The organism is Pseudomonas sp. C5pp, assembly GCF_000814065.1.
Lineage (GTDB): Bacteria > Pseudomonadota > Gammaproteobacteria > Pseudomonadales > Pseudomonadaceae > Aquipseudomonas > Aquipseudomonas asiatica.
The window spans coordinates 257,410-270,912 of sequence record NZ_JWLN01000001.1; the positions used below are offsets into that span (position 1 = coordinate 257,410).

A 13,503-nucleotide genomic window follows, 5' to 3' on the forward strand; every position below is an offset into this window, starting at 1 on the left:
ACCGCAAAGCGGTCCCCATATCTCAGCCTCACTCCTCAAACCGGATCGGGCACAACTCCACCCCTTCCAGCTTCTGCAATTCCTCGATCACCTGCGGCCTGGCCCGGTGCAGGGTCAGACTCCCCCCCGCCCGCCGCAACCGCCGCGCCTCGCGGTGCAACATATCCACACCCGAGTAATCGATGAAGTTCACCTGCCGCGCATCGATAACAACATGCGGCCCCTGGCAGCGCTGCAAGCGCACCTGCAGGTAATGCGCCGCGCCAAAGAAGATCGACCCGCCCACCCGCAGCACATCTGCCTCCCCTTCACGGCTCTGCTGCACCCGTGGCCGCGAGGTGCGCTTCAGATAGAAGAACAGCGACGCCAGTACTCCGGCATAGATCGCCGTCTGCAGCTCCAGCAACAAGGTCGCTGCCGCCGTCAGCGCCATTACCAGGAACTCCGAGCGGCTGACCCGGAACAGCGCACGAATCCCCCGGTGGTCCACCAACCCCCAGCAGATCAGCAGGATGCTGCCGGCCATGGCCGGAATCGGCAGGTGCGCGATCAGCCCGGCTCCGGCAACGGCGAACACGGCCACCCACAGCGCCGAGAATACCCCGGCCATGGGCGAGCGGGCACCGGCGTCGTAGCTCAGCCCGGAACGGGTGAAGGAGCCGGAAGACAGGTAACCGGAGAAAAATGCACCAACGATGTTCGACAGGCCCTGTGCGCGTATTTCCTGGTCTGCGTCGATCAACTGCTCCGAACGTGCCGACAATGAGCGGGCAATCGACAGGCTGGTGACCAGCCCGAGCATGCCCACTGCCACAGCGCTGGGCAGCAGGCGCAGGATCAGTTCCACATCCAGCAACGGCAGCGGGCTGAAGGGTGGTAGCTGGCCGGTGAATGCCGGCACACGCGGCACATGTCCAAAGAACCCGGGCAGCAGCCAGGCCAGCAGGCTTACCAAAATCAGGCTTATCAACAGGCTGGGCCAGCGCGGGCGCCAGAGCTTGAAGCCTACGCCGATCACCACTGTGGCCAGGCCCAGAATCAAGGAAGGCAGGTCGACCTCGCCGGCATGGCTGGCCAGGTCCTGCACGGTCTTCAGCGCCGTGGCCTGGCTTGGCAGGTCCATGCCCAGCAGGTTGGGCAACTGGCCCAGGGCAATGACGACAGCGGCGCCCAGGGTGAAGCCGAGCACCACGGAATGGGAGACGAAATTGACCAGTGCGCCGAAGCGCAAAAGCCCCAGCAGTAACTGAAAGATGCCGCCGAGGAACGTCAGCAGCAGCACCAGGGTGACATAGTCGGCGCTGCCGGCCACGGCCAGCGGGCTGATGCTGGCGTAGAGGACGATGGAGATGGCAGCGGTCGGGCCGCAGATCAGGTGCCAGGAAGAGCCCCACAGGCAGGCGATCAGCACTGGCACGATGGCGGCGTACAGCCCGTATTCGGCCGGCAGGCCGGCGATCAGGGCATAGGCGATGGATTGCGGCAGGGCGAGGATTGCACCGCTCAGGCCCACCAGCAGGTCCTGGCGCAGGCTGCGGCCCGATTGGCGGGGGAGCCATGAGAGGAAGGGCAGCAGGTGAGTGAGGCGATGCATGGGTTATCCACATTCCTTACTGTTTCGCCAATCCCTGTGGGAGCGGGCGCGCCCGCGAAGAAGCCGCCGCGGTGGATGGCATCGGCTTCGCCGGTGTGCGCGGGCATGCCCGCTCCCACAGGGATAGAGGTTTTGCTTGTGAGGTTACAGTTTGGCTTTGACGGCCTCCAGCGCATTGCCATCGGCCTTGGTCGTCACCCCGGCCAACCACCCTTCCAGCAACTCGGGGTGCTCCTTCAACCAAGCCTTGGCCGCATCATCGAAGCTGATCTTCTTGTCCACAACTTCGGCCATGATGGTGTTTTCCATGTCCAGCGTGAACTTCAGGTTGCCCAGCAGCTTGGCCGCATTCGGGCAGGCTTGTGGATAACCCTTGCGGGTCAGGGTATACACCTCGCCCTTGCTGCCAAACCACTTCTCCCCGCCGCTCAGGTAATGCATCTTCAGCTTCACGTTCATCGGGTGCGGGGTCCAGCCGAGGAAGGTGATGAACTGCTGTTTCTTCACCGCCCGGTCGACCTGCGCCAGCATCGCCTGCTCGCTGGACTCCACCAGTTTCCACTGGCCGAGGTTGAATTCATTCTTGTCGATGATTTCCTTCAACGACAGGTTGGCCGGTGCCCCGGAACCAATCCCGTACAGCTTCTTGTCGAACTGGTCGGCGTGCTTCTGCAAGTCGGCGAAATCCTTCACTCCGGCATTCCACACATAGTCGGGCACTGCCAAGGTGAACTCGGTTCCTTCCAGATTGCGCGAAAGCTGCTGCACATCGCCATTGGCGATGAACTTGTCATGAAAGCCCTGCTGCGCCGGCATCCAGTTGCCGAGGAAGGCATCGACGCGGCCATCCTTGAGGCCGCCGTAGATGATCGGCACGGCCAGGCTGTCGATTTTCACCTGATAACCCAGGCTTTCCAGAAGCAGGCGGGCCAAGGCGTTGGTCGTGGCGATGTCGCTCCAGCCGGGGTCGGCCATCTTCACGGTGGTGCATTGCGCGTCGCTGTCGGCGGCGTGGGCCGTGGCGGTACCCAGGCTCAGGGCCAGGGCGAACACGGCGGCGGAGAACTTGTGCATGGCGGCCTCTCTTCTCAATCCAGGGGGGCGGGCTGTGGATAACGTGCCTTGCGCTCGAGGTCGTCGAGATCGATGTGGTTGCGCATGTACTGTTGGCTGGCGTCCACCAGCGGTTGGTGGTCCCAGCTTTTCAGCTTGCCGATGGCCAGCGCCTCGGCCACCAGGCGGCGGCGCCGCTGGCTGGCAAGAACCTGCTGGCGCAGGCTGGGGATATCCCAACGTTGCTGTGCTTCATCGACAAATGCCTGCAGCAGCGCCTGGTATTCCGGGCTGCCGGTGAGGTTCTCCCGCTCGTGCGGGTCGCGGCTCAGGTCATAGAGTAGGCATGGGTCGTCTTCGCTGTACACGAACTTGTACGGCCCCCGGCGGATCATCATCAGCGGGCCGACGGTGCCTTCGGCCATGTATTCGCCGATCACTTCGTCATGACCGCCCTGCCCTTGCAGGTGGCCGACCAGCGAGCGGCCATCCAGATGCAGGTGGTTATCCACAGCGCCGCCAGCCAGCTCGACCAGAGTCGGCAGTAGGTCGCAGGTAGACACCGAGGCGCTGACCCGAGCTGGTGCGAAGCGCTTCGGCGCGTGCACCAGCAGAGGCACCCGCGCCGACATCTCGAACCAGTGCATCTTGTACCAGAGGCCGCGCTCGCCGAGCATGTCACCGTGGTCGCCGGAGAACACGATCAGGGTGTCGTCAGCCAGGTTGCATTCCTCCAGGGTCTGCAGCAGCAGGCCGATGTTGTCGTCGATATAGCTGCAGGCGCCGAAGTAGGCACGGCGGGCGTCACGGATCTTGTCCACAGGCAAGGGCTTGTTCCACAGGTCGTAGACCTTCAGCAGGCGCTGCGAGTGCGGGTCGAGTTCTGCCTGGTCGAATTCGGCGCGGGGCATGGGGATATCCACACCTTCGTAGCGATCCCAATAGCGCCGGGGGATGGTGTAGGGGTCGTGCGGGTGGGTCATCGACACGGTCAGGCAGAATGGCCGGCCATCGTTTTCGCGCACATGGTCGTACAGGTACTGGCGCGCCTTGAATACCACTTCTTCGTCGAAATCCAGCTGGTTGGTGCGCACGCACGGGCCGGCCTGCAGCACCGAGGACATGTTGTGATACCAGGTCGGGCGCACGTCGGGCTCATCCCAGTTCACCGCCCAGCCGTAGTCGGCCGGGTAGATATCGCTGGTCAGGCGTTCTTCGTAGCCATGCAGTTGGTCCGGCCCGCAGAAGTGCATCTTGCCCGACAGCGCGGTGCGGTAGCCAAGGCGGCGCAGATAGTGGGCGTAGGTCGGCACGTCGGCGGGGAAGTCGGCGGCGTTGTCGTAGGCGCCGATGCGACTGGGCAACTGGCCGCTGACCAGGGTGAAGCGCGACGGTGCGCACAACGGGCTGTTGCAGTAAGCCGAGTCGAACACCACCGCCTGTTCGGCAAGGCGGCTCAGGTGCGGCATCTGGATCGGCGACGAGGCGTAGATCGGCAGCAAGGGCGCGGCCATCTGGTCGGCCATGATGAACAGGATATTCGGGCGCGTCATGGTGGCTTCCATCGTTGAGGGTTATGCGAACTGCTTGCCTATCAAGATGCGTCTGTGGATAACATGGGTAAAGCCCATGGCGGGCAATGACTGGGATTAGCCCTGCTTATGTTTGACCACCTTGCCAAATTGTCGCTGGATACACTGCGCGTGTTCGAGGCTGCCGCACGGTTGCGTGGTTTTACCGCTGCGGCACTGGAGCTGGGCACCACGCAGCCGGCGGTGAGCCAGCAAGTCAAACGGCTGGAGGCACAGCTGGGCACGCGCCTGTTCGACCGCATTTACCGGGGTATCGAACTGACCGAGGCTGGTCAGGTGCTGTTCGAACAGGTGCATCAGGGCCTGCAGGCCATGGAGGACGGCATCGCCCAGGCCAGTGGGCGTGGCCAGAGGGAAGTGCTGCAGGTGGCTACCGACTTCGCCTTTGCGGCGTTCTGGCTGATGCCACGGCTGCAGCGTTTTCACGAGGCTTATCCACAGGTGGACGTGAGCCTGGTGACCGGTGAGCGCAGCCAGGGCATGTTGCGACCGGACATCGATGTGGCGGTGCTGTTTGGTGACGGGCGCTTCCACCAGGGCGAGAGCCGTTGGCTGTTCGATGAGGAGGTTTTTCCGGTGTGCAGCCCCCGGCTGATTCATGGCAAACCCTTGTCAGCCGTGGCTTTGCAACGATTGCCCTTGCTGCACTTGAAGGGAGAGCAGGCTAGCCGCTGGTTTGATTGGGCGGGGGTGTTTCGCGGGTTTGGCGTGGCCAGCCCGCCGCCGGCCGGGCAGCTGCGGTTTGATAACTATACGTTGCTGATCCAGGCGGCGATTGCCGGGCAAGGGGTGGCGATTGGCTGGGGGCATCTGGTGGATGGGCTGGTGGAGCAAGGGTTGCTATGCCGGCCGTTGGAGGGGAGTTTGCGCTCGGCGCGCGGGTATTACGCGGTGCTGCCACCACGCAAGCGGCGTGGGGCTTTGATCGAGCGGTTTGTGGATTGGCTGGAGCAAGAGCGTAGCCTTTGAGATTTGGGGCCGCTTTGCGGCCCATCGCGACACAAGGCCGCTCCTACAAAGGCCGGCCCGTGTAGGAGCGGCCTTGTGTCGCGATGGGCTGCACAGCAGCCCCGGCAATCTAGACCACGAAGTTCAGATGCTCGCCCCGGTGCAAATCCAGCTCCAGCATATCCACCATCCCTGCCGCGACCCTGGCCAGGTGCCGCAACGGCTCGGCCAACCCCGGTTCCAGCGTGCCTTCGGTGCTGCGAAAATGCTCAATCCCCAACCCGGCCAGTTCCTGTGGGGCATTGATCAGCGTCCAGTGCAAGGCACTGCGCTGTAACCCGTCCACCACCTGGTCCACACACTCCCGCTCCGCCTCGCTGTACTTGCCCGGCTCATCCAGCACATCGAAATCGCCCACCAGCAACAGCCGGCGTATAGTCGTACGCTTCAGCCCCGCCACCAGCGCCTCGCTCATGCGGGCTTGCCCGGGCAGATCGTCCGGCGCCAGCGTCGACAACAGGGCAATTACTGCCGACCCGCCTGCCGCGCCCTGCTCCGCCTGGTCGGCATCGCCAAGCCCGCCTATCTTGAAATGCAGGCCGGGGCGCGGCGCATGGCGATTAAGGTCGTCGACCACGGCGGTGACTTCGTGCTGGCGCGACAGCAGCTCTACCATCAGGGCGTTGCCCAGGCTGCTTTCTGGCCCGAACAGGACTAGTTTGAACACTGGGGTTTCGGCGTTTTTCACTGCATCACTCCCTTTGCAGGTGGTGATGTTTGGACCGCAATCAGGAGTTATCGTGCAGAGGATCAAGGGTTACCACGCCCACGTTTACTACGACGCAGCGACCATGGACCAGGCCCGTGAACTGTGCGAGGAGGCGGCGCGGCTGTTTCCCGTGACGATGGGGCGCATGCACCAGAAACCGGTGGGGCCGCACCCGGACTGGAGCTGCCAGCTGGCCTTCGAGCCGGAGTTTGTGGGGGTGGTGCTGCCGTGGTTGGCACTGTATCGGAAGGGGTTGGTGGTGTTCATGCACCCGCTGACCGGGGATGAACTGGCGGACCACCGTGACCATGCTATCTGGATGGGGGCTGTGCGGCCGCTGGATCTGTCGATTTTCGGGGGATAGGCCTCTATAGCCTGTGCTGGCCTCTTCGCGGGCAAGCCCGCTCCTACAGGTCCTCCACAGCTTTCAGCATCTGTGTTGTCCCTGTGGGAGCGGGCGTGCCCGCGAAGCAGGCGACGCGGTTCAGCGGCGGGCGCCGCGTACCCCTTCAGCCAGCGCCGAGCACAGGCTCAATACATCGTTGACTGCCTGCTCGGCACTCTTGGCCTGGGCAATCTTGTCGACCAGCGCCGAGCCCACCACTACGCCGTCCGACAGGCGGGCAATGGCCGCAGCCTGCTCCGGCGTACGAATGCCGAAACCTACGCTGATTGGCAGATCGGTATGCCGACGCAGGCGGGCGATGGCTTCGGTCACGTGCTCGGTGGTCGCCGAGCCGGCGCCGGTCACACCGGCCACCGACACGTAGTAGACGAACCCGGAGCTGCGCTCCAGTACGCGCGGCAGGCGCGCGTCGTCGGTGGTTGGGGTAGTCAGGCGGATAAAGTCGATACCCGCTGCCTGGGCCGGGGTTGCCAGTTCGGCGTCGTGCTCTGGCGGCAGGTCGACGATGATCAGGCCATCTACACCCGCTTGCTTGGCTTCGGCCACGAACTTTTCCACGCCAAAGCGGTGGATTGGGTTGTAGTAGCCCATCAACACGATCGGTGTGGTCTGGTTATCCACACGGAATTCGCGAACCATCTGCAGGGTCTTGGCCAGGGTCTGGCCGGCTTCCAGGGCACGCAGGGTGGCCAGCTGGATGGCCACGCCGTCGGCCATCGGGTCGGTGAACGGCATGCCCAGTTCGATCACGTCGGCACCGGCTGCCGGCAGGCCCTTGAGGATCTGCAGCGAGGCGTCATAGCCCGGGTCGCCCGCGGTGACAAAGGTGACCAGTGCCGAGCGGCCTTCGGCTTTCAGCTCGGCGAAGCGTTTTTCAAGACGGCTCATGCCTGTTTCTCCTGGGCGGCCATGTGGTTCATGACGGTTTGCATGTCTTTGTCGCCGCGGCCCGACAGGCACACGACCATCAGGTGGTCCTTGGGCAGCTTCGGTGCGCGCTTGATCGCCTCGGCCAAGGCGTGGGAGCTTTCCAGGGCCGGGATGATGCCTTCCAGGCGGCAGGTGGCGTGGAATGCATCCAGCGCTTCGTCGTCGGTGATGCTGACGTACTCGACACGCTTCACTTCGTGCAGGTAGGCGTGCTCCGGGCCGATGCCCGGGTAGTCCAGGCCGGCGGAAATCGAGTGGGCGTCGGTGATCTGGCCGTCTTCGTCCTGCAGCAGGTAGGTGCGGTTGCCGTGCAGCACGCCCGGTACGCCGCCGTTCAGGCTGGCGGCGTGCTTGTCGGTGTGCACGCCATGGCCACCGGCTTCGACGCCGATGATCTGCACGCTTGGCTCTTCGAGGAACTCATGGAACAGGCCCATGGCGTTGGAGCCGCCACCGACGCAGGCAACCAGGCTGTCTGGCAGGCGGCCTTCCTTCTCTTGCAACTGGGCACGGGTTTCCTTGCCGATGATCGACTGGAAGTCGCGGACCATGGCCGGGTACGGGTGCGGGCCGGCCACGGTGCCGATCAGGTAGAAGGTGTCTTCGACGTTGGTGACCCAGTCGCGCAGGGCCTCGTTCATGGCGTCCTTCAGGGTGCCGGTGCCGGCAGTGACCGGGACGATTTCGGCGCCAAGCAGCTTCATGCGGAATACGTTGGCCTGCTGGCGCTCGATGTCGGTGGCGCCCATGTAGATCACGCAAGGCAGGCCGAAGCGGGCAGCGACGGTGGCGGTGGCCACGCCGTGCATGCCGGCGCCGGTTTCTGCGATCAGGCGCTTCTTGCCCATGCGCTTGGCCAGCAGCACCTGGCCGATGCAGTTGTTCACCTTGTGCGCGCCGGTGTGGTTGAGCTCTTCACGCTTGAAGAAGATCTTGGCGCCGCCGCAGTGCTCGGTCAGGCGCTCGGCGAAGTACAGCGGGTTGGGGCGGCCGATGTAGTCGCGCTGGAAGTAGGCCAGCTCTTCGAGGAACTTGGGGTCTGCCTTGGCCGCTTCGTATTCGCGGGCCAGGTCCAGCACCAGTGGCATCAGGGTTTCGGCCACGTAGCGGCCGCCGAACGAGCCGAACAGGCCATTGGCGTCGGGGCCGGGGCGGTATTGGGACTGGGTCATGGGGGCGCTCCAGGGCGTAATGAAAGAGTGATGGGCTTTACTCTAACCACGGCAAGCCCGGCTGAAAACCGATAAGATTGCGCAAACTTGTCAGAAAAACTCACAGGTAAAATGGCCCACGACCTCCCTCCCCTCAATGCCCTGCGGGCCTTCGAGGCTACCGCACGGCTCAACAGCGTCAGCCAGGCGGCCGAAGCGCTGCACGTCACCCATGGCGCCGTCAGCCGGCAGATCAAGGTACTTGAAGAGCACCTGGGCGTCGCGCTGTTCGTTAAGGACGGGCGTGGCATCAAACTCACAGATGCCGGCGTACGTCTGCGCGATGCCAGTAGCGAAGCCTTCGACCGCCTGCGCAGCGTGTGCGCCGAGCTCAGCCACGATGTCAGCGAGGCGCCGTTCGTGCTGGGCTGCTCGGGCAGCCTGCTGGCGCGCTGGTTCATCCCGCGATTGGGGCGGCTGCAGGCGGATTTACCTGAACTGCGTCTGCACCTTTCGGCCGGTGAAGGCGACCTGGACCCACGGCGGCCAGGGTTGGATGCGCTGCTGGTTTACGCCGAGCCGCCGTGGCCGACGGACATGCAGGTGCATGTACTGGCCGAGGAGCGCATCGGGCCGGTGCTCAGCCCGCATTTCGCCGGTTTCGAGCGCTTGCATGGCGCGCCGGCCAAGGCCTTGCTGGGCGAAGCCTTGCTGCACACCACCTCGCGCCCGCAGGCTTGGCCGACCTGGGCGCTGGAACAAGGTTTGGAGCCGGCGGCCCTCCACTATGGCCAGGCCTTCGAGCACCTGTATTACTTGCTGGAGGCTGCCGTGGCCGGGCTGGGTGTGGCGATTGCGCCGCAGCCGTTGGTCGCTGACGACCTGCGAGCTGGCCGTTTGAGTGCGCCGTGGGGCTTTTCACCTACCCCTGCCGCATTGGCGCTGTGGGTGCCCAGGCGCGCCGCAGACGGGCGCGCCGAGCAGTTGGCGCAGTGGCTAAGGGCGGAACTGGCGCGACAGGGCGCTTAGTTGCGTTTGCACATCAGGTACGCCGCCAGCAAGCCTAGCGCGCCAATGGCAACGCCGGCAGTTGTGTACGGGTGTTCCTGGGCATAGTCGCGGGTGGCGATGCCGGTCTGGCGGGTGCGGTGCTTCACTTCCTCGTAGGCATCGCTCAACAGGTGGCGCGAATGACGCAGGGCACTCTCGGCGTTGCTGCGGATTGCCTTCACCGATTTCTGGGACTCCTCCGACGCATCATGCTTGAGGTTTTCCAGGCTTTTCAGAAGGCTCTCGATCTCCGCTTCCATGCTTTCCAGGGACGTTCTACGCAGCGAATTGCGGTGCATGTTGACTCTCCTTTGCAGTATGGACTGTAAGGATTGCGACCTTGGGTCCGCGGGAAAGTGCGATCGAACTTTCGTCAATGGTGACCGCTCGCAGGTAAACCAGGCCTGCGCTGCTAGGCTCAATCTCACCATCATCCGAGGAGAGTGCTCATGACCGATCATCACACCTACAAGAAGATCGAGCTGGTGGGGTCTTCGACCACCAGCATCGAGGAGGCGATCAACAATGCCCTGGCCGAAGCCGGCAAGAGCATAAAGCACCTGGAGTGGTTCGAAGTGATAGATACCCGTGGCCATATCCGTGATAACAAGGCGGCGCATTTTCAGGTCACGCTGAAGGTCGGCTTCCGTATCGCCAATAGCTGAAACACTGCCGGGCTGGATGAGCCCGGCATGATGGGGTATTTAGGGAGGGGGCGCCTTGTCGGGCGCCTTTTCTGATTTCATCTGCACAAGGAAAGCGAGTGATGAACAAACTGATTCTGGCGCTGGGCCTGATGACCCTGGCGGGTGGTGCGCTGGCGGCGGGCAAGCCGTGCGAGGAGCTCAAGGCAGAGATTGCGGCCAAGCTGGATGCCAAGGGGGTCACCGGCTACAAGCTGGAGATCGTCGACAAGGGCGACCCGGCCGGCAAGGTGATTGGCAGCTGCGAGGCTGGTACCAAGGAGATTGTGTACCGCCGCGGCTAATATGCTGGCCTCTTCGCGGGCTCGCCCGCTCCCACAGGCATATCACAGGCCTGAGAGCGACGCTGTACCTGTGGGAGCGGGCAAGCCCGCGAAGAAGATCACGCGGTCTTGAGAGCCTGCGCCATAAGTTCATAGGACCGAATCCGGTCCGCATGCTCATACAAATCACAGGTGAAGATCAGCTCATCTGCCCCGGTCTGCTCCAGCAGCACTTCCACCTTGGCCCGCACCTTCTGCGGGCTGCCAATCATCGCCAGGCCGAGGAAGCTACCCACCGCGTCCCGTTCATGGGGCAGCCACAGCCCATCCATGCTTTCCACAGGCGGCTTCTGCATCAGGCTCTGCCCACGAATCAGCGCGAGGATGCGCTGGTACACCGAAGTGGCCAGGTACTCGGCCTTTTCGTCGGTTTCCGCCACCACCATGGGGATGCCCAGCATCACATACGGCTTGTCCAATGTGGTCGAGGGCTTGAAGTGGTTGCGGTACACGCGGATCGCCTCGTGCATGTAGCGCGGCGCAAAATGCGAGGCGAAGGCGTAGGGCATGCCGCGCATGCCGGCCAGTTGAGCGCTGAACAGGCTAGAGCCGAGGAGCCACATCGGCACCTCGGTATCGTGCCCTGGCACGGCGATCACTTTTTGATCATCGGTACGCGGGCCGAGGTAGCGTGACAGTTCCTCGACATCGTCCGGGAAGTCATCCGGGCCGCCGGCGCGGTCGCGGCGCAGGGCGTAGGCGGTCATCTGGTCGGAACCCGGTGCGCGGCCCAACCCCAGATCGATGCGTCCCGGGTACAGGCTGGCCAGGGTGCCGAACTGCTCGGCGATCACCAGCGGCGCATGGTTGGGCAGCATGACCCCGCCAGAGCCCACGCGAATGCTCGAGGTCCCCCCGGCCAGGTAGCCGATCAGCACCGAAGTCGCCGAGCTGGCGATGCCGTCCATGTTGTGGTGCTCGGCTACCCAGAAGCGGTTGTAGCCAAAGCGCTCGACATGCTGCGCCAGGTCCAGCGAGTTGCGCAGCGACTGCGCCGGGCCGGCGTCGGCGCGTACCGGCACCAGGTCGAGGGTGGAAATCTTCAGGTCACGCAGCTGCGTCATGGAGCCTCCGCAAAGGTGTTTGGCCACAGGCCTTTTCAACTCTGTATGGGCACATTCGACGGATTCAATGCTTGCCGTGCGATTGCTCTGAACTTGCCGTAGGCGGCTGACCTCTGAAGCCATAAGCATGTAACCCGAGACCAGGAGGCATCATGAAAAAGACAGCATCGGCGATCTGGCAAGGTGGCCTGAAGGACGGTAAAGGCCTGCTTTCTACCGAAAGTGGCGCGCTCAAGCAGAACCCCTACGGTTTCAACACCCGTTTCGAGGGCTCGCCCGGGACCAACCCGGAGGAGCTGATTGGTGCGGCGCACGCCGGCTGCTTCTCGATGGCACTGTCGATGATGCTGGGCGAAGCGGGGTTTACCCCGGACAGGATCGACACCGCTGCCGAAGTGACACTCGACAAGCAAGCTGATGGCTTTGCCATTACCGCAGTGCATCTGGTGCTCAGGGCCAAGGTGCCTGGGGCGAGTGAAGCGCAGTTCTTGCAGATCGCCGACAAGGCCAAGGCCGGGTGCCCTGTGTCCAAGGTGTTGAACGCGAAGATCAGCCTGGATGCAGCGCTGGTGGGATGAAGCCGTGCAATGAGGGCGGTTTGCTGTAGTCTAAACAGCGTCGGCAGCACGCTGCCCTTTCAGGAGCCGTTTCATGATTCGCGTAGCAATCGCCGTGTTGGCTTCCCTGGTCGCCACATCTGCGCTGGCGGCGGTCAAGCCGTGCGAGGAACTCAAAGCCGAGATCGAAGCCAAGATCCAGGCCCAGGGGGTTTCGTCCTATACCCTGGAGATCGTGCCCAACAGCGAGGTCAAGGACCAGAACATGGTCGTCGGGACCTGCGATGGCGGGACCAAGAAGATCATTTATCAGAAGAATGATCGGTAGGTTCAGAATTTTGGGGGCCGCTTTGCGGCCCTATCGCGACACAAGGCCGCTCCTACAGGGATCGCGTATCTCCTGTAGGAGCAGCCTTGCGCTGCGAATGGGCTGCAAAGCAGCCCCAGGTCAAGGAATGCAGAACACCTCGCTAGGCTCGTTCACCACCACCTTGCGACTGCCGTCATACAGCAGCACCTGCGGTTCCATCACCGGCGCCCGTGCCTCCAGGCGATAGCGCTCACCGGCCTTGAAGTTGTCAAAGCGCACAGTCAGGTAGCAGGTACGATCCCGGGGCTGGGTCATGAGGCCGCCCCCGTAGATCTCGTAATCGAAGCGCACTACCAGTTCGTGCTTGCCCGGCGTCACCTGGAAGTAACGGCCATCTTCCAGGCGCTTGCCGTCGAGGCGGTCGGCCATGATCACCCTGCCGGGAGTCATGGTGTACAGATCGACCCAGGCCTGCTTGGGATCGACGGGCGGCAAGGGGCTGGCGCATGCCCCCAGTGCACTGAGGGCGATCAGCATCATGGGCTGGCGCATGGCAAGACTCCCACTTGCGACTTATAGGCTACAAGCATAGCGCCGTTTGTGCGTTTCAGGTGCGCTGGCAGCCTGCAGGCGAGCCCTGGCCAACCAGCTTTTGCTGACGGTCATAGAGTTTGATCCAGGGGCGGAAGCCGATGCTGCCAGCCTGCAACTGGTAGCGCTGGCCGGCACTGAAATCCTTGAAGGTCAGCTTGACCTGGCAATCCCGCCACAAAGGCTCCTCGACCGGGCCGATATTGCTGGGGGTAACCGGAAACTGGTAGCGCACGGTCAGCTCGTGGCTGCCAGGCTGTACTTCGAAGTAACGGCTATCGGCCCAGTCGCGTTCATCTACCTGCACAGCGTGCAGCGAGGTGTTGTCGTAGGGCGTGAGGTCGATCCAGGCCTGGTTCGGGTCCGGGTCTGGCAAGGTCGAACAGGCGGATATCAGCAGCAATGAGCCGGTGACCAACAGTGCACGCATGGCGAAACGCCCCCTTGGCGAGATAGTCTTG

At 63.4% G+C, this 13,503-nt stretch carries 17 protein-coding genes; 7 read left to right on the top strand and 10 right to left on the bottom strand.

Annotation, left to right across the window (positions count from 1 at the left end):
- Positions 1-28 precede the first annotated feature (28 nt).
- The 3 genes from RR51_RS01170 to betC all read right to left on the bottom strand — a co-directional run bounded on the left by RR51_RS01170 (position 29) and on the right by betC (position 4,200).
- Entirely contained in the window at positions 29-1,594 is a 1,566-nt protein-coding gene (locus tag RR51_RS01170; RefSeq protein ID WP_039612397.1) for a SulP family inorganic anion transporter, read from the bottom strand.
- 144 nt (positions 1,595-1,738) lie between these two features.
- Positions 1,739-2,668, bottom strand: coding sequence for a choline ABC transporter substrate-binding protein (choX, locus tag RR51_RS01175; protein WP_039612398.1), 930 nt, complete (start codon positions 2,666-2,668; stop codon positions 1,739-1,741).
- A 14-nt stretch (positions 2,669-2,682) separates the two neighbouring features.
- Positions 2,683-4,200, bottom strand: a complete 1,518-nt coding sequence (gene betC, locus RR51_RS01180; RefSeq protein WP_039612399.1) for a choline-sulfatase — start codon at positions 4,198-4,200, stop codon at positions 2,683-2,685.
- A gap of 108 nt (positions 4,201-4,308) precedes the next feature.
- On the opposite strand from betC, the gene RR51_RS01185 reads away from it, so the two are divergent.
- The gene (locus RR51_RS01185) at positions 4,309-5,208 is read left to right on the top strand and encodes a choline sulfate utilization transcriptional regulator (RefSeq protein ID WP_015268447.1); all 900 of its coding nucleotides are present in this window, start codon (positions 4,309-4,311) and stop codon (positions 5,206-5,208) included.
- Between the two features lie 109 nt (positions 5,209-5,317).
- Here RR51_RS01185 and RR51_RS01190 read toward each other — a convergent pair whose 3' ends face one another.
- Entirely contained in the window at positions 5,318-5,935 is a 618-nt protein-coding gene (locus RR51_RS01190; protein WP_013970277.1) for an NAD(P)-dependent oxidoreductase, read from the bottom strand.
- Positions 5,936-5,987: 52 nt separating this feature from the next.
- Here RR51_RS01190 and RR51_RS01195 point away from each other — a divergent pair, with 52 nt between their 5' ends.
- A complete protein-coding gene (locus RR51_RS01195; RefSeq protein WP_013970278.1) occupies positions 5,988-6,320 on the top strand; it encodes a DOPA 4,5-dioxygenase family protein in 333 nt (110 codons plus the stop codon).
- A 120-nt stretch (positions 6,321-6,440) separates the two neighbouring features.
- On the opposite strand, the gene trpA is transcribed toward RR51_RS01195, so the two are convergent.
- Together trpA and trpB are read right to left on the bottom strand one after the other, a co-directional pair.
- Positions 6,441-7,250 (bottom strand): tryptophan synthase subunit alpha, encoded by an 810-nt coding sequence (gene trpA, locus RR51_RS01200; RefSeq protein WP_013970279.1) that lies wholly within the window; start codon positions 7,248-7,250, stop codon positions 6,441-6,443.
- Positions 7,247-8,464, bottom strand: coding sequence for a tryptophan synthase subunit beta (gene trpB / locus RR51_RS01205; RefSeq protein WP_015268451.1), 1,218 nt, complete (start codon positions 8,462-8,464; stop codon positions 7,247-7,249). Before trpB ends, trpA begins: the two co-directional genes overlap by 4 nt.
- A gap of 111 nt (positions 8,465-8,575) precedes the next feature.
- Here trpB and RR51_RS01210 point away from each other — a divergent pair, with 111 nt between their 5' ends.
- Entirely contained in the window at positions 8,576-9,472 is an 897-nt protein-coding gene (locus RR51_RS01210; RefSeq protein ID WP_039612400.1) for a LysR family transcriptional regulator, read from the top strand.
- Here RR51_RS01210 and RR51_RS01215 read toward each other — a convergent pair.
- On the bottom strand, positions 9,469-9,792 hold the full coding sequence (locus tag RR51_RS01215; protein WP_003261039.1) for a DUF883 family protein: 324 nt from the start codon (positions 9,790-9,792) through the stop codon (positions 9,469-9,471). The two genes, RR51_RS01210 and RR51_RS01215, sit on opposite strands and share 4 nt — an antisense overlap.
- 150 nt (positions 9,793-9,942) lie before the next feature.
- Here RR51_RS01215 and RR51_RS01220 point away from each other — a divergent pair, with 150 nt between their 5' ends.
- Together RR51_RS01220 and RR51_RS01225 are read left to right on the top strand one after the other, a co-directional pair.
- The gene (locus RR51_RS01220; protein WP_013970282.1) at positions 9,943-10,158 is read left to right on the top strand and encodes a dodecin; all 216 of its coding nucleotides are present in this window, start codon (positions 9,943-9,945) and stop codon (positions 10,156-10,158) included.
- Positions 10,159-10,259: 101 nt separating this feature from the next.
- Positions 10,260-10,481: a DUF1161 domain-containing protein gene (locus RR51_RS01225; protein ID WP_003261041.1), complete on the top strand. Its 222-nt coding sequence runs from the start codon at positions 10,260-10,262 to the stop codon at positions 10,479-10,481.
- A gap of 98 nt (positions 10,482-10,579) precedes the next feature.
- Here RR51_RS01225 and RR51_RS01230 read toward each other — a convergent pair whose 3' ends face one another.
- A complete protein-coding gene (locus RR51_RS01230; RefSeq protein ID WP_015268453.1) occupies positions 10,580-11,584 on the bottom strand; it encodes an LLM class flavin-dependent oxidoreductase in 1,005 nt (334 codons plus the stop codon).
- A 152-nt stretch (positions 11,585-11,736) separates the two neighbouring features.
- Between RR51_RS01230 and RR51_RS01235 the strand changes: the two genes are divergently transcribed.
- Both RR51_RS01235 and RR51_RS01240 read left to right on the top strand, forming a co-directional pair.
- Entirely contained in the window at positions 11,737-12,162 is a 426-nt protein-coding gene (locus RR51_RS01235) for an OsmC family protein (protein WP_013970285.1), read from the top strand.
- Positions 12,163-12,235: 73 nt separating this feature from the next.
- On the top strand, positions 12,236-12,469 hold the full coding sequence (locus RR51_RS01240) for a DUF1161 domain-containing protein (protein WP_020191563.1): 234 nt from the start codon (positions 12,236-12,238) through the stop codon (positions 12,467-12,469).
- Positions 12,470-12,589: 120 nt separating this feature from the next.
- Here the strand turns inward: RR51_RS01240 and RR51_RS01245 are convergent, their stop codons facing one another.
- Entirely contained in the window at positions 12,590-13,003 is a 414-nt protein-coding gene (locus RR51_RS01245) for a PA0061/PA0062 family lipoprotein (protein ID WP_013970286.1), read from the bottom strand.
- A 55-nt stretch (positions 13,004-13,058) separates the two neighbouring features.
- Positions 13,059-13,472 (bottom strand): PA0061/PA0062 family lipoprotein, encoded by a 414-nt coding sequence (locus tag RR51_RS01250; protein ID WP_013970287.1) that lies wholly within the window; start codon positions 13,470-13,472, stop codon positions 13,059-13,061.
- Positions 13,473-13,503: the final 31 nt, after the last annotated feature.

What these genes read in the sequence shown, in the direction of transcription:
- RR51_RS01170 (WP_039612397.1), bottom strand. Translation starts at nt 1,594, where the DNA reads ATGCATCGCCTCACTCACCTGCTGCCCTTCCTCTCATGGCTCCCCCGC.
- choX (WP_039612398.1), bottom strand. Translation starts at nt 2,668, where the DNA reads ATGCACAAGTTCTCCGCCGCCGTGTTCGCCCTGGCCCTGAGCCTGGGT.
- betC (WP_039612399.1), bottom strand. Translation starts at nt 4,200, where the DNA reads ATGACGCGCCCGAATATCCTGTTCATCATGGCCGACCAGATGGCCGCG.
- RR51_RS01185 (WP_015268447.1), top strand. Translation starts at nt 4,309, where the DNA reads ATGTTTGACCACCTTGCCAAATTGTCGCTGGATACACTGCGCGTGTTC.
- trpA (WP_013970279.1), bottom strand. Translation starts at nt 7,250, where the DNA reads ATGAGCCGTCTTGAAAAACGCTTCGCCGAGCTGAAAGCCGAAGGCCGC.
- trpB (WP_015268451.1), bottom strand. Translation starts at nt 8,464, where the DNA reads ATGACCCAGTCCCAATACCGCCCCGGCCCCGACGCCAATGGCCTGTTC.
- RR51_RS01210 (WP_039612400.1), top strand. Translation starts at nt 8,576, where the DNA reads ATGGCCCACGACCTCCCTCCCCTCAATGCCCTGCGGGCCTTCGAGGCT.
- RR51_RS01215 (WP_003261039.1), bottom strand. Translation starts at nt 9,792, where the DNA reads ATGCACCGCAATTCGCTGCGTAGAACGTCCCTGGAAAGCATGGAAGCG.
- RR51_RS01220 (WP_013970282.1), top strand. Translation starts at nt 9,943, where the DNA reads ATGACCGATCATCACACCTACAAGAAGATCGAGCTGGTGGGGTCTTCG.
- RR51_RS01225 (WP_003261041.1), top strand. Translation starts at nt 10,260, where the DNA reads ATGAACAAACTGATTCTGGCGCTGGGCCTGATGACCCTGGCGGGTGGT.
- RR51_RS01230 (WP_015268453.1), bottom strand. Translation starts at nt 11,584, where the DNA reads ATGACGCAGCTGCGTGACCTGAAGATTTCCACCCTCGACCTGGTGCCG.
- RR51_RS01235 (WP_013970285.1), top strand. Translation starts at nt 11,737, where the DNA reads ATGAAAAAGACAGCATCGGCGATCTGGCAAGGTGGCCTGAAGGACGGT.
- RR51_RS01240 (WP_020191563.1), top strand. Translation starts at nt 12,236, where the DNA reads ATGATTCGCGTAGCAATCGCCGTGTTGGCTTCCCTGGTCGCCACATCT.
- RR51_RS01245 (WP_013970286.1), bottom strand. Translation starts at nt 13,003, where the DNA reads ATGCGCCAGCCCATGATGCTGATCGCCCTCAGTGCACTGGGGGCATGC.
- RR51_RS01250 (WP_013970287.1), bottom strand. Translation starts at nt 13,472, where the DNA reads ATGCGTGCACTGTTGGTCACCGGCTCATTGCTGCTGATATCCGCCTGT.